The sequence below is a fragment of the Photorhabdus sp. RM71S genome, from assembly GCF_042879355.1.
Lineage (GTDB): Bacteria > Pseudomonadota > Gammaproteobacteria > Enterobacterales > Enterobacteriaceae > Photorhabdus > Photorhabdus kayaii.
In genome coordinates this window covers 37823-60415 of record NZ_JBHFKV010000028.1, presented here as the reverse complement: position 1 = coordinate 60415, position 22593 = coordinate 37823, and the positions used below count along the sequence as shown (strand labels likewise).

General features: G+C 49.0%; 21 protein-coding genes. 20 read left to right on the top strand and 1 reads right to left on the bottom strand.

All coding sequences use genetic code 11. The features are described from left to right. Window positions 1-753 precede the first annotated feature (753 nt). Entirely contained in the window at window positions 754-1845 is a 1092-nt protein-coding gene (locus tag ACGF5R_RS15250; RefSeq protein ID WP_387691585.1) for a Replication protein, read from the bottom strand. Between the two features lie 977 nt (window positions 1846-2822). On the opposite strand from ACGF5R_RS15250, the gene ACGF5R_RS15245 reads away from it, so the two are divergent. The 20 genes from ACGF5R_RS15245 (at window position 2823) to ACGF5R_RS15150 (ending at window position 22580) form a co-directional block, all read left to right on the top strand. Then, on the top strand, window positions 2823-3332 hold the full coding sequence (locus tag ACGF5R_RS15245) for a transcription termination factor NusG (protein ID WP_387691583.1): 510 nt from the start codon (window positions 2823-2825) through the stop codon (window positions 3330-3332). Window positions 3333-3576: 244 nt separating this feature from the next. Continuing rightward, window positions 3577-4236, top strand: coding sequence for a hypothetical protein (locus ACGF5R_RS15240; RefSeq protein ID WP_387691581.1), 660 nt, complete (start codon window positions 3577-3579; stop codon window positions 4234-4236). A 130-nt stretch (window positions 4237-4366) separates the two neighbouring features. Further along, window positions 4367-4480: a TraR/DksA C4-type zinc finger protein gene (locus tag ACGF5R_RS15235; RefSeq protein WP_387691605.1), complete on the top strand. Its 114-nt coding sequence runs from the start codon at window positions 4367-4369 to the stop codon at window positions 4478-4480. Between the two features lie 271 nt (window positions 4481-4751). Further along, the gene (locus ACGF5R_RS15230) at window positions 4752-5780 is read left to right on the top strand and encodes a TcpQ domain-containing protein (protein ID WP_387691579.1); all 1029 of its coding nucleotides are present in this window, start codon (window positions 4752-4754) and stop codon (window positions 5778-5780) included. Further along, on the top strand, window positions 5780-6205 hold the full coding sequence (gene pilM / locus ACGF5R_RS15225; RefSeq protein ID WP_387691578.1) for a type IV pilus biogenesis protein PilM: 426 nt from the start codon (window positions 5780-5782) through the stop codon (window positions 6203-6205). Before ACGF5R_RS15230 ends, pilM begins: the two co-directional genes overlap by 1 nt. Before the next feature lie 15 nt (window positions 6206-6220). Beyond that, window positions 6221-7861, top strand: a complete 1641-nt coding sequence (locus ACGF5R_RS15220; RefSeq protein WP_387691576.1) for a PilN family type IVB pilus formation outer membrane protein — start codon at window positions 6221-6223, stop codon at window positions 7859-7861. Window positions 7862-7864: 3 nt separating this feature from the next. Further along, window positions 7865-9139, top strand: coding sequence for a type 4b pilus protein PilO2 (gene pilO2, locus ACGF5R_RS15215; RefSeq protein ID WP_387691574.1), 1275 nt, complete (start codon window positions 7865-7867; stop codon window positions 9137-9139). Then, window positions 9126-9671: a type IV pilus biogenesis protein PilP gene (gene pilP / locus ACGF5R_RS15210; RefSeq protein ID WP_387691572.1), complete on the top strand. Its 546-nt coding sequence runs from the start codon at window positions 9126-9128 to the stop codon at window positions 9669-9671. The genes pilO2 and pilP overlap by 14 nt, the downstream gene beginning before the upstream one ends. Window position 9672: 1 nt before the next feature. Beyond that, window positions 9673-11190 carry a GspE/PulE family protein gene (locus tag ACGF5R_RS15205; RefSeq protein ID WP_387691570.1) on the top strand — a complete coding sequence of 506 codons (1518 nt, stop codon included), beginning with the start codon at window positions 9673-9675 and terminating at the stop codon, window positions 11188-11190. A gap of 54 nt (window positions 11191-11244) precedes the next feature. Then, window positions 11245-12372, top strand: coding sequence for a type II secretion system F family protein (locus tag ACGF5R_RS15200; protein ID WP_387691569.1), 1128 nt, complete (start codon window positions 11245-11247; stop codon window positions 12370-12372). Window positions 12373-12395: 23 nt separating this feature from the next. Beyond that, window positions 12396-13004, top strand: a complete 609-nt coding sequence (locus tag ACGF5R_RS15195) for a type 4 pilus major pilin (RefSeq protein WP_387691567.1) — start codon at window positions 12396-12398, stop codon at window positions 13002-13004. 10 nt (window positions 13005-13014) lie between these two features. Continuing rightward, window positions 13015-13488, top strand: coding sequence for a lytic transglycosylase domain-containing protein (locus tag ACGF5R_RS15190; RefSeq protein ID WP_387691565.1), 474 nt, complete (start codon window positions 13015-13017; stop codon window positions 13486-13488). Then, the gene (locus ACGF5R_RS15185; RefSeq protein WP_387691563.1) at window positions 13485-14153 is read left to right on the top strand and encodes a prepilin peptidase; all 669 of its coding nucleotides are present in this window, start codon (window positions 13485-13487) and stop codon (window positions 14151-14153) included. Before ACGF5R_RS15190 ends, ACGF5R_RS15185 begins: the two co-directional genes overlap by 4 nt. Window positions 14154-14232: 79 nt before the next feature. Beyond that, the gene (pilV, locus tag ACGF5R_RS15180) at window positions 14233-15405 is read left to right on the top strand and encodes a shufflon system plasmid conjugative transfer pilus tip adhesin PilV (RefSeq protein ID WP_387691561.1); all 1173 of its coding nucleotides are present in this window, start codon (window positions 14233-14235) and stop codon (window positions 15403-15405) included. Between the two features lie 106 nt (window positions 15406-15511). Next, window positions 15512-15961 (top strand): DotD/TraH family lipoprotein, encoded by a 450-nt coding sequence (locus tag ACGF5R_RS15175; RefSeq protein ID WP_387691559.1) that lies wholly within the window; start codon window positions 15512-15514, stop codon window positions 15959-15961. After that, window positions 15958-16752, top strand: coding sequence for a type IV secretory system conjugative DNA transfer family protein (locus ACGF5R_RS15170; RefSeq protein ID WP_387691557.1), 795 nt, complete (start codon window positions 15958-15960; stop codon window positions 16750-16752). The genes ACGF5R_RS15175 and ACGF5R_RS15170 overlap by 4 nt, the downstream gene beginning before the upstream one ends. Next, window positions 16752-17921 carry a plasmid transfer ATPase TraJ gene (gene traJ, locus ACGF5R_RS15165; RefSeq protein WP_387691555.1) on the top strand — a complete coding sequence of 390 codons (1170 nt, stop codon included), beginning with the start codon at window positions 16752-16754 and terminating at the stop codon, window positions 17919-17921. Before ACGF5R_RS15170 ends, traJ begins: the two co-directional genes overlap by 1 nt. Further along, on the top strand, window positions 17911-18177 hold the full coding sequence (gene icmT / locus ACGF5R_RS15160) for an IcmT/TraK family protein (protein ID WP_387691553.1): 267 nt from the start codon (window positions 17911-17913) through the stop codon (window positions 18175-18177). The genes traJ and icmT overlap by 11 nt, the downstream gene beginning before the upstream one ends. Window positions 18178-18188: 11 nt before the next feature. Further along, window positions 18189-22082: a DUF5710 domain-containing protein gene (locus tag ACGF5R_RS15155; protein WP_387691551.1), complete on the top strand. Its 3894-nt coding sequence runs from the start codon at window positions 18189-18191 to the stop codon at window positions 22080-22082. A 15-nt stretch (window positions 22083-22097) separates the two neighbouring features. Next, complete coding sequence (locus ACGF5R_RS15150; RefSeq protein ID WP_387691549.1) at window positions 22098-22580, top strand: hypothetical protein; 483 nt, start codon at window positions 22098-22100, stop codon at window positions 22578-22580. Window positions 22581-22593: the final 13 nt, after the last annotated feature.

Here is a 22593-nt window from a genome sequence, read left to right as displayed (position 1 = left end):
GGCTCCTTGCCTACAGTGACGCCGGATAGATTTAAGCAAGCCAAAAATTCATCAAAAATGAGTGTTGCAAAAACGAGGGGAACCATAGATTTTTTATGCTTTCCTAAAAGGGTAACGTCTCTGTATATTGATATGTCCGCATTGTAACGGTTATTCGTGGCCGATAAGATCTATTATAGCTGGAATAGGATCATTTTGATCCGTTATTTCCCAAACCCTAGATTTCCCCCTTTCCTGCTAAGCTGGTTTTTAGCAGTGTTTAATATTTGTTTGTTGTGTAGTTCGCAACGTGCCGTTGCGATACTTGATTTTCATACAAAGAGCTAACATTAAAGGGCGTAGCCCTTATTTTTAGTCGGTGTGGCGTTATTATCTGTAAGTGAAGGCATTTTTTGTCTCTGTATTGTGAGGGTTTTTTTGCCCGAACGGAGTGAGGGAGGGTAATTCGAGAGCGAAACGAAGTTCGCTCGAATTTTACTCCCTTTTTAAAGGGCTTATTTTGTTCAGAAATAACGTTCGAAGTTAACTATGATTGATGAGTATATTACGAAGTTAATTTGATATTATGGAAAACTCTGGTGAAAATTGTATCTCCATTGTCCGTTTTTTGGTCGTTTTACGGTTGTTGAATTTCGCCCGAACGTTTACACGGTAGCAATTGCGTCTGTTGGCGAAGCTAAGCCTCAGTCAAAGAAAGGAGAAACACCGCGCTAGGCACGGCAGGAGGTTGTGAGGTGAGAATAAGAGTTGTTGTTATATTGGGACACCTGCCCGCTCCAGCAACGTTTTATAGTAGGCTTCTGGGTCGCTATGCCACAGACCGGGGGCTTCTTGCTTGAGGCTGTTCTCAAGCTGCAACACCCTGATAGGCAATACAGCACCACTGGTAGACCATTTAACAAAGGCTTGATAATAGGGAGTTTGACGCTGCCTTTTGGCACTGGCGATGTTGAGGAACTGCTTTTGTGACTCATCCAGCACCCAATCAAGGCGATTTGCGCTGTTTTCCTGCGAATTGAGCACATTTTCGATGGATTCTGCCTTCTTCGCTTTATCCTGCTGCAAGTCAGGGCTAACTACCCAACGTTTGATTTGCTTGAGTCGGTTACGTAAAGAGTGTTTGTCTTTCAGATCGATGCCAATGCGCTCAATACGCAGCAAATGGCGCTCATATTTCTTGCGCAAACTTTCCGTCAGGCCGTTTTTAAGCGCCCACGTTCGGAACTGTCCCAACCACCGGCGGATCTCTTCAATAGCAATCCCGCGAGACGTGAAGAATTTCTCTGTTAACCAAATACGTAGGGGTTTATTTTGCCCAGTGTCTGTATCCTGTCCACGCAAGACAACGATATAACCCAGCTGTTCTAGCACAGATAGGGCATGAAGTGGCGGATCATAAGCTTTGCGACCATTCTCGTAAACATGCAGCATCCCCATAGCGGCCGCTATTTTCTCAAACGGTGCAATGATTTCGAACGGGTAATCGCTGTCTGGGTTGTAATCACAATTAGCAGACAGGGCCAGCGACAATGCTGTCAGTGCTTCACAACTCTCTGAACGCGCAGAAATGCGCATGGGCTTTGGCACATAATCAGGGTCATTACGTCTGGTATAAGGAACATAACCGTTACAGCGTAGTTTAATGAGGTCATTGTTATGGTGCCAATTGTGACTACTCAGGCGCGCAACAACTTTGGCCGCCATCCCTCGCGGTACAGAACAGGTTAGTGTTGGCGTGTAACGCCGATGGATTTTTGGTTTCCCTTTACGCATCGCATTGGATTTACCGCGTCGGGAACGTTTAAATAGGTCAGGAGTTACCTGAATTTCACTTTGGCTAATCACCCCATCCCGCACTTATGGCAGAATGATATTGATCTCGATTGTACATGCGTTATAATCCTCCACAGGCTGGTGCCTGCTTTACGACCCCCTGATATCTGATCTTCCGCCAAGTTGATAGCAGATTTTGGGGGGTTTTTGCATTCAAAGCTCGGTGTTCTGGAGCCTTTTACCCTAGACATTTGGGATATGTCCCATCCTGGAAACGCTACCTTCATTTATTCAGCAGACAGCATTTTCATGTATATTCATGTTTTGTGCTTAAAAGGTCACAAAACGGTCCAAAATACAGCACAAACGTTGGTAAATAGTACTGTATTTTTGCCCACTTGCAACAAATGGATCGCTGAAGATCCCGTTTTGCGCAGTTATTCACCATTCTAGTATGACATTTCTTACAGGAAATATGCCACAAAACATCTATAGCTTGCACCATTCAAATCCATAAAAAAAGTTATAATTTCAATATATGAATATTTCACATGTATGACATTCCCTAACAACTACATTGAGTTTTATATGTCACGCTCCATAAATGTGATTCACCTCACACTTTTTGATATATGTTTAAAAAGTAGATATTTCCGAGAAATATCTTTCTGACGATCTAATAGATCGCGTTTTATTGGTTTTTTAGTTTAACGATCTAACTAATTAATCACAAAAAGCATAATAAACTACTTATACTCACCAATTAAGAAATTAAAATTCAATAACAAGCATTTTATTAGATCTTTAGATCGTGTTTACTATGTTAAGCAGCAATAAATACTTTAGTGATTTTTAGGGATTAAGGGTAATCCGCCGTACTCTTATGATCAAATTTTGTTACAAGAATGGACTGAGTCATAACGCTGTCAGAACTGCAGCAGACATGCTTAAGTGCGTGCTCATAAGCCTGTTTCAGCGCAATGCCTGAGTGTATTCACCTAGTTGAATACAGAATTATTCCTACGGGGATCGGTTCGGGCGAAGCTTTCATGAAAATTGAACATCTGCATAACCAACAGTGGTATCTAGCCCAGTACATCACGGGCGGTAAAAACAGAGAGCACCTGTTTGACTGGCTTTCAAATCAGCATATGGTTCCCTGGACACCACTGACAATAAAAAGAGTTAAACGCAGCGATAAACTGTGCTGTTACCGTAAGCGCATTGCCGCCGTGTTTCCCGGTTACTTTTTTCTTAAGGCCAACTTTGACATCCACAATATTGCAACTGTCCGGTGTCATTCTGCATTTTGTGACTTTGTGCATTTCGGTGGAGGAATAAGCCCCGTGCGTCCGCGATTAGTTGAAGCTCTGATGAAGACCTATCCTGAGCCAGAGCTCAACCCAGCGGCCAAGGAAGAAATAATTGCAGCCTCGGACCTTTGGTTAACTAAAGAGCAGTACAACTATCTGCTCCATCTGGAGGAAATTACTCAGCCCATATCCAGAATTTCTATGTTGTACAAACTGGTGTTTCAGGCTGAAGAAACCTGTATTTAAATGCTACACCCTTATCAAGGAAACGAAGTACCTCACGATTGACGGTTCCATTTGCAATTGTCCCTTCATCGAAAAGTTGGGACTTTTTTTAAGATTTTGGACTGGTGACTAGCCGGCACCTTTCATACGAACATTCTTCGTTCTTTTGTCGTGATCTATCTTTGGCCCCGTATACCTTGATGACAGCTGGGATAAACAGGCGCTAGTCCAAAACGCTTCCATCACTACATTCGGTATCTCACGTATGAAACACGAAGAAAATCCTGTATCACATCTGTTGTGGTGCATGCTGATAGCGCTGCGTACCGCGCATGACGATAACCCGTTCACCTCAGAAAATGCTCGCCGAAAATTCCTTAATCAGTGGTTGAGCTGTGCTCGCCGGGTCCCAACGTTCTCAGGGCTACCTCGTGAGTTCAGCACATTACGCGAGCTACTCATAAAGGATAGAAATGTGCCCATTGATGGAGTGTTGTCAGCATTGTGGGAACAGTCGGTATTGAACGAACAGTGCGATTTCATACGCTTTCGAAACGCTAAAAATACGCTGTTCTCCAACAAATGGTGTGGATGCATTTGCCGTTTTCCTGAGGAGACGACACCGGAAACAATGACTCGCTTGCACACTCGTCGTAACCATTTTCTTCAGCTGACACTCCCAGAAGATGGTTTTCAGGCGACAGGACAGATCAAAGCCCCTCTGACCTTCCAGCTAGTTCTCAACAGGCAAAGCGATCAGTTTGAGGAAGCTTTTCACTCATGTGGTTTTGCGGTGATGCAAGGCGCAGAAATTGAGTGCGGACGTTCTTCACTCGTCAGAACCGTTTATATCAGCATGGCGTCTTTACCAGAAGCAGTCTGGGGTGCTCAACCAGCCAACCTCTGGACTCCGCAGTATCACTAGCCCTTCACGCATATTCTTATTGTTGTATTAACCGTTTTTTCATGACAACAGAGAACGCGATGTCTGATATCTGTGATCGTGCAGACGAAGAAATGGAGTTTCTGACCAGTCTTCAGTTTCAACGAACCCCATCCCATCAGCTACACACTGTCACTGCTGCGGTGAACCGATATCTGAACAAAGACGCCGAGCATTGCCGAGTGTCAAGTTGTGTTTGGATTGCAAGTGGCTCAAGGAGCATTAACCCAGGCCGGCATCTGCTGGCTTTTCTATTTCAGAAGGAAACCAATATGCAGCGTAGTTTCTCACTAAAAAAGCAGTCAGCGCAAACTCTGGAATTTCAGGCGATCCGCTCAACTGCAGAATGTAACTTTCCAGTGAGTCCGCGTCATGTGTTATGCGCACTAGTTGAACTCCTACCAACTATCCCGAAAGAACAACTCAATAACACAATTATTGCGATGAACCAGCGCGATGAATCATCACAGAATACTCGTCGCTGACAGGGAGCGCCCATGAAACAACATACCGTGATCTCACTGGGGTTGTTACTGAGCGGCTGCGCCACGATGGAGCATCTGGCACAGCCGGATATACCGGCCGGCGATGTGGTTGGTCAATTAATGTCGGAGCATACTGAAAAAGTAAGCTTTGTACAGCAACAGCTCTCCCGGGTACTCCGTCCCGTGCATCCATCACCATACCAGTCGTTTGTTTCCACAACAAAATCACCGCCCGAGATGGCAACTTCAGCCTCTGTACCAAGCCGTTTAGTAATCAATCCGTTCACTGCATCTGCCACAAAAGCAACACCAGTTCCCTCTTTCCCTAGTCATGCAGTAAAAGCACTGCCGGCACTGACATATATCGGTGAACGCCCTGATATCCCTTCTCTGGCTGTAGCGGGTAAAGCGGCAACATTGAATATGGCGATCGCACGTATCATTCCGAAAGACTGGACGATACATTTCGATATGGGCCTTAAACCCCAGGTTAAACACCAACTAAACTGGAGCGGGAATGACCAATGGCCTTATATTCTTAACAGGCTACTGGTGCACGAAAAGCTGAAGGCTACGGTTGACTGGTCAAGCCGCAAGGTTTCGGTTTCTGATGGAACAGCAACAATCATACTATCAGCTAAATCTACTGCTGATAAAGTGGTAAAACCTGCCAAACGTAACCCATTTGCCTCACAAAGCACACCATCGAAAAAGACCGCTTCAGCGGTTACCGCCAGAATAACCTTACCCGGGGCTGCTGGAACAAGTCGTATATGGGTGATGACCACGGGCAGCACACTGAAGGATTCGTTGCTGACGTGGTCTACTAAGGAAAAATGCTCACTCCCGAATGCTGATAACTGGACAGTACAGTGGTTAACACCAGTGAATTACCGCATTGATGCACCGCTGGTTTTCCGGGGCACTTTTATGGATGCACTGAATGATGTCTTCCGGTTATATCTGAATGCGTCGGTGCCATTGTATGCAGGAACACGCACACAGCAATGTCAAGTGATAGTCAGTGATAAGGAGCCATAATGTCTCACTGGATGATGGCGTTCATGGTAGGACTTCTATTGCTGACCGTTATTCCACCACGACATGCCGAAATAGCCACTCAGTCGAACCAGTCCACGGATACCCAAGCACAAGCTATCGCTACGGTACGCTATATCAATCAGATTAATGACACCCTCTACACCCATCCCCAGAATGAGGGTGTTGTGAATATCACTAAACCGGTGTTGCCTCTGGGGCCTGTCTATAACCTGAGAAATCAGGGCAGAACCTGGGTTTATCAGACTGACTACCCCGGTCTGATGAATGCTCTAACCAATGCTTCCCTGAGTTCGTCTCTGCTGGGTCGAGTAGTCAACCGCCAGTTGCTTGACGACACCGGAAAGGCCACTGGCCTGACCGCCCCTACCACCATTCCAGACGGTGCCATCGTCTATATCAACTAATAAATGGAGACACGCATGTCGCTATTACCAAGGGCGAAACTTGCCCCTGTTTGTGCCTGCCTGTTACTGGCAGGCTGCTCCAGCCTCGATCGTATTAATAACCAACTCCGCGAGACGGAAAAAACTCAGAAAGTCGTTTCCGGCCAGATTGAGGACATGCGAAAAGGCAACGTCGTCAAAGAGCTAAAATCTCAGTGGATTAATCCAACTCCTATCAGTGGTAAAGGCAGCGAAAGAAGCCAACTCCCCGCCTGCACTCCAATCTTCAGCAGAGCCGGTGACGTATCACTTGCTGAAATTAGCGCTTTTATATCCACAACCTGCCGTATCCCGGTGTTTGTCACTCCTGATGTCCAATCCGCAGGTCAATCGAGCGGCGGAACCACCCAGGCGATGAGCGGCACTATTCCCGCACCTGATCCCAACACGGGTATGGTGCCGCTGTCCCAGTTGGGGGCGGCTCAGGCATCAGCAGCGGTGCCGGTAGTCAGTGCCAGAAATACATTACACGGGGTTTTCTGGCAGGGAGGTCTTGAAGGTTTTCTCGATAACATCACCACACGTCTGGGGCTGTCGTGGCGCTATGACCATGGGAAGATCACTATCTTCTATATCGATACACGCACGTTCACCGTCAACTTTATGGATAACGTGACGACGTTTTCCTCCACAACTGTCAGCGGTACAACAACCAGCAACGGCAGTTCTGGAGGCACAAGTTCGTCAGGCGGTATTTCTGGTGACAACAACACATCCCAGTCCACGGAAAGCAAGATCAAAACAAGCCTGTACGAAGACATCAAAACCACTGTCAACGCGATGCTTACGCCGAAGGTTGGTCGCATGAACTTGTCCGCCGGGATGTTGACGGTCAGTGATACACCACAAGTACTGGATGCTGTAAGTCGCTACATAGCTGACCGCAACAAACAATTGAATCGACAAGTCGTCTTTAATGTTCAGGTCTACAGCGTGGAAGCACGCGATCAGGATAATCTCGGATTTGATCTGGCGGGTGTGTTCAGCAGTGGCAGTGTTAAAGGCATGCTATCAGGAACATTTGTGAATGCTGCCGATAATGCCATGAGCAGCGGGGTAACCCTCCTGGATGGTAAAGGCAAGGGTTCTGAAGCTTTCGTAAAAGCGCTGGCAGAGAAGACCAATACCAGCATCGTCACGCAAGCATCAGCCATGACGACCAATATGTCCCCTGTTCCACTTCAGATGGCCCTGCAGCAGGACTTTATCGCTGGGATCACCACATCTCAGACGGCTAACGTCGGTAGCTCAACAGATATTGAGCGGGCCACTATTACTACCGGGTTCAATATGGTGGCCCTACCGTACATGATGCCGGACAGCGATCAGATGCAGTTACAGTTCTCCATCAGCATCTCTGACGATCCAACATTCCGCACAGTCAAACAGGACGATTCCCAGTCTGAGCTGTCAAAAACGCGTCTGAAAACATCCACCTATCGTGTCATCATGAGTTCTGGTAACACTATGCTCTTGACGGCCTTTGACCAGGGTAATAACTCGGCTTCTAAACAGGGCGTTGGCTCTGCGTCTTTCTGGGGATTTGGTGGTGGCGGCAACGCTGAGAAAAACCGCAGCATGTTGCTGATTATGGTAACACCAAACATTGTGGGATAAAAAATGGAAGATACGACACAGACCTTCAACGGTGCCATCCGCCTTCCTGTATCCCCCAATCAAAATTGGCTGGCTGCTTTACAGTGGGAAATTACACCTGCGCCTAGCAAAGCCCAGTTACGACGCCGGGTAGCTCAAGAACACGCAACACATTTCCTCACCACCCGCTTGTCAGACAATGATTTGCTGGCATGCTGGACACAATTGCCAAAAAGTGAAAAGAAAGCTCCCGTGAGTGCGGCACTCGCTGTCGCTCATCAGTTAGAAGATAATTGTTACGCAATATTTGAATTACAGCCCGATCAGTTCTGGTTTATTGCAACCTGTAAAGGGCAGTTATCGGTTCTCAGTGATAAAGTTGGTAACAGGGAAAGCACTTATCGCGCCATTGACTTTTTTCTGACGATGAACAATGGGGTACATAGTTGGAAGGTCATTGCACCGGAGGGATTTTTTGAAGATAGCAGGGACTCACACCCTAAGCCTCTTGTCGATTTTATCCTTTTGTCCGGTGCCGCTAAACGATACGCGCTTCCGGCCATTTCCCTACGCCGTCCTATTCTTCAGTATTCGATGCTCACCCTTGCTGTAGTAGTAGCATTCACGGGACGACATTTCTACCAGGCCTGGCAGGAGGATCAAGTGTTAAAGACCCGACAGCAACAACTGAAGCAATCCGCAGCAGTACAGCCTAAGCCATTACCGCCACCATGGCCTTCCCAGCCAGATGTCCGGGCCATCATCCAAGGCAACAATGAACACACGATCCCCCTGTCTGTCGCAGGATGGATGTTTGAAAGCAAAACTTACACCCGACAACGCGATATGGAGCTGGTCTACCGCCGAACCGGCAATGCCAGCGTCGTGGATTTTAAACGCCGGATTCAGGTTCTGTTCGGTGACAACTCCCAGGTACAGTTTAATATCCCTGGAGGGGCCGATCAGGCGACTGTCATTTTACCCGTCACCTCTTTACCGGGGTCTAGGCAACAGACAGTACTGGGTTTGACAGAAGCCATGATGACATTGACTACATTTGCCCAACGTCAGAATGCGCAGCTACAGCTCGATCCCCAGCCCGCTTCTCAGCTAATTAACGGTGAGGAAGTCACGACAGGCTGGCGTGAAGTGCGTTTCACTTTAATCCTCCCGATATCACCTGACATCTATATCGATTCATTACCGATGCCTGGGCTGCGCATCGCCAGCATCCGCACCGTACGTGAGGATGTCCGCCTCAGCTACACACTCGAAGGAACGCTTTATGTTAATCCATAAAAGTGCCCGCTCCCTGTTTTGCATGTTATTCATCCTAGCCGTTCCGGCTCATGCAGAAACCGAGCCTCCGGCATTATCAACATCTCAGGAAACAACATCAGCCGTACCACTGCCAACTGGCACCCTGAAAGAGCTGGAAAAAATAAACACTCAAACATTGCTGACCGAAGCCCAAGCTCAGTTGGCTAACGCGCGGGCTTCTCTGGCAAAAGCCAGTCAGGAACAATGGCAAAACAGCAATGATCCTGCCTTGCAACCCATCGTACCCGATACTCACCTACCTCCGGGACTCCCCAATCCTGCGGTTAACCAGACTCAGCCAACCAGGTCCAGCACTCCAAAAATTGTGGAAATTAGCGGACAAGGTCGGGCATTATCCGCCCGACTTTCACTGAATAACGGGCTGGCAGTTATTGTTCGCACCGGAAGTAGAATCCCCGGAAGCGATTTAATCGTTACCGCCATCACAGCCAGCTCGATTGAAGTGAAAGATGCCCACGGCGCACGACATACACTGACTTTTGGTGAATAGAATGAAATCTGTTACATCCACTTCAACTCAGGTGCCAAGTTTTGAGTTTAATGCCTTTGCTGCAGAATATTTGTACTGGAAACCTGGCCCACCACCAGTCTGTTATGTATCGATTGACCACTGTAAATTGCCTGTTGTGCAAAGCGAGTTACAGCGCGCTATGACCAACATTTCTGGCCTTAAAGTTGAACAAGTTAGTTTCGATACCGTTTCCCGGTATTGTCAGAAAACTAAGCCCACCGATGACAAGGCAGAAAATCTGCAACCTGAAGTTATAGAACTGTTTAAACAGGCTGGTTCCGGGGGTGCTTCGGACATCCATTTTCTGGTCGGAAATGATGGGATTTCTACCATCATGCGGCGCATCCATGGTGACCTTAATATTATTTCCAGCAAGACTAAAGAAGAGGGCATGGTGCTTCTGCGCTGTATGGTGAATTCAATGTCTGATTCCGGTGCCACGCAGTTCATGGAAAACCAGATCCAGGATGCACGTATCGGTAACAAATACCTACGTCAGGCTGGACTATATGCCGCCCGTTATGCACACATTCCGACTGAGCTGGGTGTTTATGCAGTCGTTCGTTTGATTAAGGACGAAGGCAATAAAATTACTTCGCTTGAAGAACTCGGTTTTCTGGCTCAGCAAATCATGCAAATACGACGCATGCTGCGAACTCCCCATGGTTTCATTATTCTTTCAGGCCCTACCGGCTCTGGAAAAAGTACCACTCTGCGCACGCTGGCCGACATGTATACCCGCTTTACTCGAGGCCTCAAACGGCTGCTGGCAATTGAAGATCCTCCAGAAGGAAAGCTGCCGGGTATTCAGATTCCAATAAAGGCAGATAAAGGGGACCCTAATGCAGTATTTCAGGCGTGGAACAGGACCATTTCTGCTGCTCTGCGTCTCGACCCTGATGCGCTAATTGTGGGTGAGATGCGCGATAAAGAATCTGTTAAAACTGCAATTGCCGGTGCAGAAACAGGTCATGTTTTGATGTCCACACTACATGCGAACGATGCCATCAGCATCATCAGTCGCATGGTGGATACATTAGACGTGCCGCTACCACTGATTACTGACCCTCAGTTAATCGTGGGACTCATAGCGCAGCGCCTGGTGCCTCTGTTATGCCCCAAATGCAAGCAAACCTATGAAGATGTGAAAGACCACCTGGAAGATGATGAACTGGAACTTCTGAATACGTTCTGCGACACCGAGAAGGTTCGTTTCAGGAACCATAATGGCTGCCAACATTGTCATCACGGCTCCGTGGGGCGGCGGGTTATTGTCGAAGTTATCCGGCCTGATGCTCAGTTCATGAAACTTTACCGGACCGAGGGCAAACTAGCAGCTCGTGACTACTGGGTCAACCAGATGAACGGTATTACACGCGGTATGCATCTGCAGCAATACCTTAACCATGGCGAAGTTGATCCCCTCGAAGCCGACCTTATCAGCCCACTGGATGAAGATAAACTGCTTACACTAAGCACGCCGCCTACAGCTGCGTAATCCCTCGTTCTTTTCCGTTTTGCCCTTCCCTCCCCGAACAGTAAGGAATTGCACATGATTTCGTGGTTAAAGACACGTCTGAAAGACCTGTCCCTTTCTGACATGCGTCCACCTAGATGGTTTTCCCGACTCGACTTTTGGATAGCCCGAAAAACATTCTCGATGTCAGAACGACGCCAGTTGTATGAGGAACTGGCCTTTATGCTGGATCACAATATCCAGTTGATTGAGGCCATAACTCAACTACAACACGCCGCCTGCCAGAAAGGTAAAGAACGCAGCTCATTAATGTACTGCCTTAAAGATGTCCATGCAGCGTTAACTGCTGGTCAGACGCTGGATAAGGGCTTATCACGTTGGGTTCCTCATAGTGAAAGCACCATCATTATGTCAGGGATGCTAACCGGTGACCTGAGTGATGCACTTAAGCGCACCATTGAAAACCTTGATACAGTCGGGAAAATTAAAAACAAAATTGCCGGTAGCATAATTTACCCGGTGTTTCTGAGCATCAGTACGATTGTGGCGATGTACTTTCTCAACGAGCGTTATATCCCCACCATTCTGGCATTAATCTCCCGCGAAAAGTTAACTGGCAGTATCGCTATTTTTGTCGGGATCACTGAGTTTGTGATTAACAATCTAACACTGCTGATACCAGGGATTGTTCTGGTTATTATCGCCATACTCTGGAGCATGCCAAATACAACCGGGGAATGGCGTGCAAAACTTCTCGACCGACTATTCCCCTGGAGCCTCTATAAAGATGCAGAAGGGGCGACGTTTCTGCTCAACTACGCCTCCCTGATGCATCCGTCTATCCGAATGGAAACCGCACTTCAGCTTCTGTGTGTGTATGCATCGCCATGGTTATTTGAACGTCTTGACACCACCCGGCACCAGCTTAGTTCTGGTGTCAATCTGGGGCAAGCACTAATAATGACCGGATTCGACTTTCCCTCACGTGACGCCGCAGTTCGACTATCCATTCTGAGCGGTGGGGACAATGCTCAGGGCATTATTAAGTCTTTTGCTCATCTGTGGCAGGAGAAAACTCTCGGGAAAATAACCAAAACCTGTTCGTTCGTTAACTTCTCTTTTTTGATGATTAACGCCGGCTACATCGTTCTGCAAATACTGGCCGGCGTTCAAATTAACGCCCTGGTATCCACACTCCACTAACCTCTATGTTGAAAGGAAAAACCATGAAAAACGCGGTTATGTTTAATTCACCTCAAAAACAATGCATCAGAATTAATAAAGGGACAACGCTGACAGAAGTAATTATGTATATGGTTATTGCAGCCATCGTTATGGGGGCCGTATACACCATGTCAAAAGGGGCATTTTCCGCCAGCGATACCTCCAAAGAGATCAATGCTTACAATGACATGATGGCCAAGACACCTCGTTATCTGAAAAATCAGGGGCAGTATAACTACACCGGCGCGGCTCAGATGACCGGCACCTACATCGTTATGAACGGCGGTGCTCCGGTCGGTCTGAATCTGGTCGGCACTGCATCCTCCGGATCAGCCAGTCTGACCAACACTTACGGTGGTGCCGTCACTCTTGCACCTGCTACCTCATCCGGAGGCCAGAAATCCGGTTTCACACTAACGACTGAAGGTATTCCACAAGAAACCTGCACCAATATCGTTACTACTCTGAGCTCATCCTCCAATGTGGCAACCACCAAGGTGAACGGGACCTCAACTGCAGGTCCGGTGAGATCCTCAACAGCCGTTCAACAATGCAAGGCTGATACAGGGTCAACGGGTAACAACACTCTGGTATTCACCAGTCTGAGCTGAGTGAGGATATATGCGACTTTCCCTTATCACTCTGTTTGCTGGCGTGTTGTTGTGTTTATCTTCACCGGCTCACGCCTGGTGCTTTGATGAAGCTGGTGCCCGATATCACATTAACGCGCGGCTCCTGCGAGCTATTGCGGTGTGGGAAAGCGCGCTTAACCCTAGAGCTATTGGTGTCAACCGTAAAGACGGGAAGATTCTCAGCAGCGATTACGGCCTGATGCAAATAAACAGTGGTCAGCTACCCAGACTTAAACGTATGGGCATCATTAAGAGCGAACAGGATTTACTGACTAACCCCTGCCTTAATATTCAGATTGGTGCATGGATACTGGCGCAACATTTACAGGTCTGTGGTGCAAACTGGTCTTGTCTGGGGTCATATAACGCAGGTTTTTCTCCTGACAGAGAATCACGCCGGCAATGGTATTCAAAAAATGTTTACCGTAAGTATTTGCAACTGGCTGGAGACTCTGGTCGATGATTTCTGGTTTTCTATATGTACTATTCGGCAGTTTACCACTGACATTTTTAATGAAAAATGGTGGTCCGTTACTACAACAGGGAAACGCCTTTCTGCAGAGTTATGACCATTCACCTTATTCAACCCAGTTAACTTATTCCCTTATGGGGCTGGTCTGGATGTTGGGAGGTATAGCCATACTACTTGATGGCCAAACTGCAACTTTATCTACGGCACATCTTCTGCAAACGTTTCTCTTGATGGCATTCAGTATAAACCTGATTGCACTGGATGCTCAGGAACGCTATCTCCCGTTGTGCTTTACCAACAGCTTCTGGCTGGCCGGTGTGTTGCTCACCCAGCTCCCTGGCGCTTCACTTTCGTTTTATGCCGCCGTCATCACCAGTCTGGTCTCTTTCATAATACTGCTTCTACTTCACCGGGAACTTGAGCGAAGACAACCAGACTCATTTGGCCTAGGAGACGTTCATCTCCTTGCAGGCTTGTGTGCATGGCTACCACTTTCCTGGCTCGTATGGGCCATGACTCTTTATGTATTACTGACAGTTAGCTTGTTGGGGAGATCAACGTCGCATCCTCTGGCACCCTGGCTATTGCCAATTGTGCTGCTGATTCACCTTATCCATCCTACCCTGACAACAAAGGGATATCTCTATGTTGAGTAAAAAAATCGCCCAGTATCGCCCTCACGTTAACCGAGGGCTCACAATTACTGAAGTAACGATTGTCGTCACGATCCTATCCATGTTCATGGCTTTCAGCATTCCCCGCGTAGTGGAATACAACCAGGAACGGACCTGGGATATCAGTGCCACAACGCTGTCTGCCGTCAGTGCTGCCGCTAAACGCTATATCAAAGACAATAAAGATACTCTGACATCCAAACTCAATTCAGCCAAAAATGTTGTTATTACCGGCCAGCAGCTGCAGGATGCGAAATATCTTCCCCCCGGCTTCAGCTTGAAGACTGGCGAAGGTCAATCATATCTTGTCGCTGTTACTCAGGACTCAAACGCAAAAAAGAATTTGATGGGGTTTGTTCTGACCACGGCAGGTACGGAAATCCCGCCGAAAGGTTTGCGGTATATCGCACAGAATATCAGTGGCTTGGGCGGTTATATCTGGCCAGTCAACCAGGCAGTAGGTGCCAACGGCAGCTGGAACGTTAACCTCACCCGTTATGGCCTCTCCGGACAACAAGGCCGACTGGCCGTTATGTTGTCCTCTGACACGCTGGGCAGTGACAGTGAAGCCGGCGATCGTCTGTATCGCTTTGCCGTTAACAATCGTCCCGATCTTAACCAGATGCACACGGCATTAGGTATGGGCGGTAATGATATCAACAATATCCGTAACCTCAATGGGCAAAATGGCCAGTTTTCGGGCAACCTGACCGCGCATAACGGCAACTTTTCCGGACCCGTTACTACCAGTCAAGGGGTGACCGCGAACAACGATATCCGCAGCAACAATGGATGGATAGTCACCCGCAACAATAAGGGTTGGCTGAATGAAACCTACAGCGGTGGTTTTTATATGTCCGACAATGACTGGGTACGTAGCGTCAATAACAAAGGAATTTATACTGGCGGGCAGTTGAAAGGCGGCACAGTTAGAGCGGATGGGCGTCTGTCTACCAGGGAGTTTTTGCACCTGGAAGGCACCGCGCAAGCCGGGTGGGGATGTGGCCCTAACGGACTGGTAGGCCGCACCCAGGAAGGGGCGTTACTGTCCTGCCTGAATGGACGCTGGACGTCAGGAGGTAGTCTGGAGCAGCGAGAGTGTCGGCAGGTAGGGAACTGGTGGGGACGGGATTTTAAAGAGTATCGTTGCCCTGTTGGCTGGTATGCCTCTGGCCTGCAATTTGTAGGACACCAGAATGGAGAATCGGCCTACGTCATTACGTGTTGTCATTGACACGGAAAATCACTATCTCCACCCTCGCAAGCACACCATTATCCACATCCACCGCACGCAGACAGTGCGCCACTTACTTTCTTTCAACCCTTAATGAGACAAACTCATGAAACTGCCAATCCTCTTTGGGGCTCTGGTTCCATTACTTGTGTCTGGCTGCCAGCAAGCCCCTGCATCGCAATCCACCAAACAACGGCCAACGATATCCACGTCGGAGATTGAACTAAAACAAAATCAACAACAACTGGCACTAACATTAACCGAAGATGGCTGGTTGCTACCCGGACGTATTACCGCTAACTCACAACGAGTTTCAGTAGACTGGGACGGAGATGCTATGGAACTACTGACACAACTGGCACATCAACGTGGGCTGTTATTGCGTTATTCCGGTGTCCGATTGCCCCTTCCTATCACCATTCATGAGCGTGATGTCACGTTTGAGACCCTGCTGCGGCTCATCCGCACACAAATTGACTGGCGTGCCACCCTGAACCAACAGGCTGATGCGCTTGAAGTTGGTTTTATGCTCCTGCTGAAAGGACGACTGTCATGATAAAACAGGCTTATCTGCTCAGTATTTTGTCATTGATGAGTTTCTATACCCTGGCCGCTACCACCGCTGACGCCCCCCCTCCTGCCATGTCAGCTTATCTAAGTCCTCAAGCATACGATCACGATGGTGTGAACGACACCGTTTATCAGATGCTGACCGAAGCAGGAAAAACGGAAGGTTTTCGGGGCGGCAAGACGCAACGCGCATGGGAGCTACACCAGTCGCTTGAGCAGCAGGCTAAAAAACTCGACAGCCTTTATCTGTTCGCTCCACTAATTAATCGCCAGGGCTGGCTTCCGCCAGTTATTGCCGAAGCGACATCGATGGCCACAATCACCGACAAGCAGATGCGCACAGCCAACCATGTCTACAACATCTTGGTGTCTGAGCGTTTTGTCAGTAACCCGCCCAGTTGGCGCCAGTATCTGTTTGCCGGGTTATCCGTCAGAACGGTACCAGAGGATAACGTGAGCCCTAGCAATCGGGAAGAGCGAACTATCTGGCAGAACGCGATAAAAAAAGGGTGGCAGGAAGGCCGTCAAAGTGCAGATGACACCTTAGCAGCCAACTTTAACCGGCTGACCCGGGATTACACCGGGATGCTGCGTTACTCGTTATTGCTTAAACAGAACATGATTTCGCCACCAGTGGTCAATGAACAACTGCAATCCGTTAGCGGTAATCGTGAACAGCTGATGCTCGGTGACAAAGTTAGGGATCTCAAACAACGAGCTGGTTTTGATCTAGATAAAAAACGCTGGCAGCCTGTTATTCAAACCGGGAGGAACTGATGCCAGAACTGGATAAGTTTGATTTTTCCGTGGGTCTTACCCCTGATACTGTCCGAAGCTTCTTCGTGCATTGCTATCGCCATGGGGCGTCCGATATCCATCTGCAAAGCAACGGTCGGGTGGTTGTCGGACACCATGGTCGAATGCTCCCCTGCTCTGCGTTTGCTCTCGATCACTCGACATTGCTGGCGCTAATTGATGGTATTTTTAGCCCGACAGTAAAAGCCAATATACAGAACGGTAAAGGCGACGATGCATCCCTTCAGTTGGAAGGTGACAGTCAACAACGTTACGGGCTGGCACGGGGAGAACGTATACGCTTTCGTGCCAACTTCATTCAGGCCACTATTCGGGGAATCAATACCGCTATCGCAGTAACACTGCGCGTGATTAACAACCACATTCCACACTTACCCAGCCTGGGCTTACCTGATGACCTGTATCAAACACTGGCACACCTGCCAGTAGAAGGTATTGGTCTGGTCGTGGGTCCGACTGGCTCCGGTAAAACGACGGTATTAACCTCGGTGTACCAGCATCACGGCGAAACCAATCCTAACTGCAAAGTCACCACTTACGAGGACCCTGTCGAAGGACTTCTTGGCGGACCTAACTGGATACTGCAACCGCAGCAATGCGAGATAGGTCGTGATGTACCGAGCTTTGCTGACGGATTGCGCCTCTCTATGCGTCAGGCACCGACCGTAATCGGTATCGGGGAAATCCGTGACGGAGAAACCGTCGAAGGCATGGTCAGCAGCGCACTATCCGGCCACCTGTGTCTGGGAACTGAACATGCCTTTTCCCCTGGGCATGCGTTTTCACGCAGTGTACGAATCCTCCCCGCCGAGAACCGAGAACCGCTGGCGCATGACATGCTGGAGCTGATGCGCTTTATCGTCATGCAGCGCTTGGTGCCAACCACCGATGGCAAACGCAAGGCCGTGCAGGAGTACGTACTGTTTGACGAGGAACTACGTGATTCCCTGCGTATGCATCCCTATACCAAATGGCCCATGTTGCTCAATCAGGACCTAGATAATCGTAACATTCGTATCAGCGACCACGTCTGGAAAATGTGCCAGAACGGTGATGTCAGCGAAGATATTGCACGTAGCTATCTGGGCACGAAGGAGTTCCTGTCGCGGAGGGGGACACATGGCCGATGATTACTACAAAGGTCGCGATGCCTCACCACCAGTGCAAATTTTTGGGATTCCTGCCCTAGCCTGGCTAGTCTTTTCGTTGTGGTTTAAGTGGCCATCTGTGCTGATGTTTCTGTTTTGCATCGGCCTCATCATCTTCTACGCCGTTCTGGCGCACTTCGGTTTCACCGTCACGGTATTAAGTCAGCGTGTATTTCACATTCTGCGTGGTAAGCGTCTGACTGGTCGGCCCTGGTGGTATCGAAAATTCTTTGAATAACGGAGGTTTCTATGGCGACGACCCGTACTTACCTAGCCGTTCCGCACAGCGACAAGGACCTGGCGCGCAAAGTGGCAGGTAAACTGGCTGATGGTAAATCTGCCCTGCAATTCGATAAGAAACACAAGCTCTGGTACACCCTGCCCGGTGCCAATATGGAAGCACTAAAACCCTGGCAACCAGATCCACATGTAGTTGGTGTTACCGCCGGCGATGCTCTGACTCAGTTTGCCGATTTCCTGCGTGCTAATCGCGCCGACCTACAGGGTCAACCGGTAATGGATGGTTCACGACAGCGCATACGCATGACTGACGACAAACCGGGTAAAAAGTCATGCACCTACGTCGGTCACCTTGACGGTCTACCTAACGGCTGGTTCAACGACTTTAGGGATGAGGGTAAGGAGAACCAAAGCACATGGTTTTTCAGCGGTGAAGAACCCGAGCCAAAAGCTGCCCTGCAGCTCAAAGCTATCACGGCACAAAATCAGTGGAACCGGGCAGAAGCCAAACGTCAGTTGCAAGACAAGAAGGCCGGCAACGTAAATTATGTCTATGGCCGATTTGCTCAGGCCGGACACCAACATCCCTACCTCACAAAGAAAGGGGTTCAGGCTGCTAAAGGTGTCCATATCGATGACAAACAGCGACTGCTTATTCCACTAAGAAACATCGGCGGTGCCATTCGCTCAATGCAAACCATCGATACCGAAGGCAACAAGCGGTTGACGAAGGATGCCGAAAAGACCGGTAACTTTTTCGTGGTCGGTGGTTCCTTAAAGAATGGACAGCCCATTGTTTTTGCAGAGGGCTATGCCACAGCCGCAAGTGGTGCGATGGCACTGAGGATACCGGTCGTCATGGCTATCGATTCTGGTAACCTGGTGAAAGTAGCCGAACGCATCCACAAACGTTATCCCTACAGCCCCACTCTGTTCCTGGGAGACGACGATCCGCCGAAACCTAACCGTCCGGGCAACCCCGGTAAGGAAGCGGCAGAAAAGGCAGCACAATTAACCGATGGTATAGCCGTACTTCCCCAGTTCACTCAGGAAGAAAGGGAAAAAGGGCTGACTGATTTCAACGATTTGCATCAGTCGCGCGGCCTTGAGGCACTGACAGAACAGCTGATGCCACACTTACAGGCACTTCGCACACAGATAAGTCTAGAGCCGCTAGCCGAACCGAAGCCTTCCCCTCCGATAACGCCAAACCATCAGGAAAACCAAAACATCATTGGCGAGGGACCGCTGGATAAAGACGGGCAACTGCTGTACGCCGTGGGAGACACAGATGCACAGAGCATCTATACGGCAACAGGGCACCCTGTCGTGGTTGCTGTTAATGGTGCGGACATGCTTTTCCAGGCTAACGAGCTTCATGCCCAGTACCCCAACAGTCAACATGTTTTCCTGACAGACACTGACATCGTGAATGGAAGTCATCTCTCAGCCATTGAAGCCGTTACGCAACATACAGGTGCCGATGCCATTTTCCCCGAGTTCACGCGTGAAGAAGTTGAGCGGGGGCTGAGGACCATTTACGATCTCCACCCATTACGCGGCCTCACCGCATTTAGTGAATGGCTTTCTAATCAACTTAATAAGGCATACACCATGGCAAATTCGAATGATATTCCTCCTCAGGAGGCACCTGATGTTGCAATGACATCAGCAGATAACGTGCCTTTCATTCCTGAGTTAGAAAATCCAGAGGATATGCAGGCAGCCTATGAAGCATGGGCTGCAGAAGTTTCAACCAGTCCAGAACAACCTCTTTCAACACCGGAAATACATATCGATCAGGTAGTCGCTGACAATACGTTGATGACAAATCCCAGCGAAAACTACCCGGAACAGGTTAATGCGGAACAGCCGGAAAACGTGAAAGCCCGGCGCATCCCTCAACGCTTCAAGCCAGAAGTTTTGACTGCCTTATCATCTGAAACGGGTAACACGGCATCGGTGAAGGATGAAACAGCTCCAGCCAGTGTGAAGTCAGATAATGCACCATCCCTAGCCTCCCTACTGAAGAAGGAGAAACCCAGCCCCCCCTCCGGGGAGGATGAGGCATCGGAAACACCATCCCAACCACCGAAATCCACTTCAGGAACTGAACAGACAAACACCGATGCCCCCCCTGAAGCGGATAACACGGCATCGGTGAAGGATGAAACCTCCCTACTGAAGATACTGAAGAACCTGCTGAAGAAGGAGAAACCCAGCCCCCCCTCCGGGGAGGATGAGGCATCGGAAACGCCATCCCAACCACCGAAATCCACTTCAGGAACTGAACAGACAAACACCAATGTCCCGACTGAACCCGACGGCATTAACATCATCTACGACAGCGCGGGTTCTCCCGCTCGTGAACGTATTGATCTGATTGAGCTGGAAAGCGCACTGACAACAACTGATGGTGCCGCACCAGGTAGTCTGGATTTTTATCTCCAGGGGCAACATGCTTTTACCGATTACACCAAAAATGGTCGAATCATCATGGCAAATCCTGCCGCCAGCAAGGATGACAGGATGATTTTATGTGCTCTCATGGTTGCCAAAAAACACCTGATTCTCCGTGGGCACATTGAGCTAACGGGCAGCCCTGAGTTTAAGCAGCGTGCTATAGACCTTATTGCCGAGTACAACCTTCCTCTGGTGCTAAAAAATGAAGAACAACGCAAGATGCTTGAAACAGCTCGAGAAAAGCTGCAATCGGAGCCGCCCTTACCCGATGAACCGACCACGCTGGGCAGCAAAGCTTCACAAATTCTGGTTCACCCTATTGAACCAGAAGTTAAGGCCGAGCGTGTATTGGCGGCGGCAACTGACCTGCCACTGGATATCTTGCCGCAGAAAGCACCAGCAAAGCCACCACGCAATGCCAGCAACAAAGAAGCTAAATCTGGTATTACGGGGACACTCATCGAGCATGGCTCGGCACCCTATAACTTCCAAAAAGAAGAACAGAACAGTTATTACGCACGCTTACGTACCGCCCATGGCGAACGCATTCTTTGGGGTATCGAGTTACGTACAGCCCTGACTGATAGTGGCCTGAAAGAAGGCGACCTGACCACGTTGACTTTACTGGGTAAAAAATCGGTCATTGTTGAGGTTAAACAGAAAGATAAAGACGGTAATTTTATAAAAGATGCTCAGGGAAACGTTATTACAAGCATGGAGGAACGCGAGCGTAATCACTGGCAGGCTAAACCGGCAATCGATCCTACGGTGGTTAATACTAACACTCGCCAGATGACGCCTCCTGGCAAACTGCTAGCCTACTCGCTCCAGGAATATCAAGCACTGCAGGCGACGGTCACTGAACTGGCCAAAAAAGCCGATGCTGCCTTACCACAATGGCCAAACCTGCCAGATGCTCTGTGGATGGAACCCAATGGCAAAGGAATATCAGCCCCGAAACAAGTTCCGGATAACCCTAACTTACCCTCACCTTCTCGACATGCTGGCCAAGTTCTGTTCCAGGCAATGGATGAGACAGATCAGCTCAAGCTTTTGCTGGTCAAGGCACAAGGTGACTTTGTGCAAGGTGTTGTTCGTCATAACGACCGCTATAAACCGGTGCTTGGCCGGATTTGCAAATCAGACAAAGGCAAGCAGTATATGACACTCAATGAAATCACGCCTGATGGGCTGAAATTACTGGGTACGGGCAACCCTGTCAACAATGAAACCGGAGGCTTCAATAACTACGTATTCCGGCTTAAAGATGAGGCAAACCGCTTGTATGCACAAGGTATCAAGCCGGAAAAGCGCGACCCGGCACTGCATAAACAGCTGGGCTTTGAACGGGTGCCGGTGGCACCTGACCAGTCGATAGTTCGCCGGGGACCTGAATCTACCCACCGACAGACCCCTACGGCCCCTCGCCCGGGCCGTTAACTTAAGGACATACTAATGAAACCGATGAAACAGACTGTCACTATCGGTGTCCTGCTATGTGCCATCCTTTTCGTCCCTGCCATGCATGCCGCCAGTTGCGCGGCAACATCAGCAGCAATGGCCGGGGCGCAGGCGGGATACAAGCAAGATCGAAAAGCAGCTGAATCATGGACTCAGCGAGAGCAACAAGCCAGCAATGGGTTTTCGCAGTGTCTGGGTGATATCAGCACCAGTATCACGGTACCGACTTTCCCCGATTTCAGTCACATTTTGGATCAGATAAAAAGCAAGGTTTGCGCAGCGGCACGTGACAAGGTGTCGTCGCTCTTGCCCAGCAACATCGATCCATGGGGGGATTTGGGTCAGGGTTATATCCCAACAACCAATATACCCGTAAGCATTCGCAGTGCCAGAAATGCTGTCAATACTGTCACGTCCTCAGCACCGGCCGCCTCCAGCGCACCTTCTGCAGGTAACGCTTACCCGTTCTCGCTGTAACCCCCTTTTCCTA

What these genes read in the sequence shown, in the direction of transcription:
- ACGF5R_RS15185 (WP_387691563.1), top strand. Translation starts at nt 13,485, where the DNA reads ATGATTTCTGGTTTTCTATATGTACTATTCGGCAGTTTACCACTGACA.
- ACGF5R_RS15190 (WP_387691565.1), top strand. Translation starts at nt 13,015, where the DNA reads ATGCGACTTTCCCTTATCACTCTGTTTGCTGGCGTGTTGTTGTGTTTA.
- ACGF5R_RS15170 (WP_387691557.1), top strand. Translation starts at nt 15,958, where the DNA reads ATGATAAAACAGGCTTATCTGCTCAGTATTTTGTCATTGATGAGTTTC.
- ACGF5R_RS15155 (WP_387691551.1), top strand. Translation starts at nt 18,189, where the DNA reads ATGGCGACGACCCGTACTTACCTAGCCGTTCCGCACAGCGACAAGGAC.
- ACGF5R_RS15175 (WP_387691559.1), top strand. Translation starts at nt 15,512, where the DNA reads ATGAAACTGCCAATCCTCTTTGGGGCTCTGGTTCCATTACTTGTGTCT.
- ACGF5R_RS15230 (WP_387691579.1), top strand. Translation starts at nt 4,752, where the DNA reads ATGAAACAACATACCGTGATCTCACTGGGGTTGTTACTGAGCGGCTGC.
- ACGF5R_RS15205 (WP_387691570.1), top strand. Translation starts at nt 9,673, where the DNA reads ATGAAATCTGTTACATCCACTTCAACTCAGGTGCCAAGTTTTGAGTTT.
- ACGF5R_RS15150 (WP_387691549.1), top strand. Translation starts at nt 22,098, where the DNA reads ATGAAACCGATGAAACAGACTGTCACTATCGGTGTCCTGCTATGTGCC.
- ACGF5R_RS15245 (WP_387691583.1), top strand. Translation starts at nt 2,823, where the DNA reads ATGAAAATTGAACATCTGCATAACCAACAGTGGTATCTAGCCCAGTAC.
- pilM (WP_387691578.1), top strand. Translation starts at nt 5,780, where the DNA reads ATGTCTCACTGGATGATGGCGTTCATGGTAGGACTTCTATTGCTGACC.
- traJ (WP_387691555.1), top strand. Translation starts at nt 16,752, where the DNA reads ATGCCAGAACTGGATAAGTTTGATTTTTCCGTGGGTCTTACCCCTGAT.
- pilP (WP_387691572.1), top strand. Translation starts at nt 9,126, where the DNA reads ATGTTAATCCATAAAAGTGCCCGCTCCCTGTTTTGCATGTTATTCATC.
- ACGF5R_RS15195 (WP_387691567.1), top strand. Translation starts at nt 12,396, where the DNA reads ATGAAAAACGCGGTTATGTTTAATTCACCTCAAAAACAATGCATCAGA.
- ACGF5R_RS15200 (WP_387691569.1), top strand. Translation starts at nt 11,245, where the DNA reads ATGATTTCGTGGTTAAAGACACGTCTGAAAGACCTGTCCCTTTCTGAC.
- pilV (WP_387691561.1), top strand. Translation starts at nt 14,233, where the DNA reads ATGTTCATGGCTTTCAGCATTCCCCGCGTAGTGGAATACAACCAGGAA.
- ACGF5R_RS15240 (WP_387691581.1), top strand. Translation starts at nt 3,577, where the DNA reads ATGAAACACGAAGAAAATCCTGTATCACATCTGTTGTGGTGCATGCTG.
- pilO2 (WP_387691574.1), top strand. Translation starts at nt 7,865, where the DNA reads ATGGAAGATACGACACAGACCTTCAACGGTGCCATCCGCCTTCCTGTA.
- ACGF5R_RS15220 (WP_387691576.1), top strand. Translation starts at nt 6,221, where the DNA reads ATGTCGCTATTACCAAGGGCGAAACTTGCCCCTGTTTGTGCCTGCCTG.
- icmT (WP_387691553.1), top strand. Translation starts at nt 17,911, where the DNA reads ATGGCCGATGATTACTACAAAGGTCGCGATGCCTCACCACCAGTGCAA.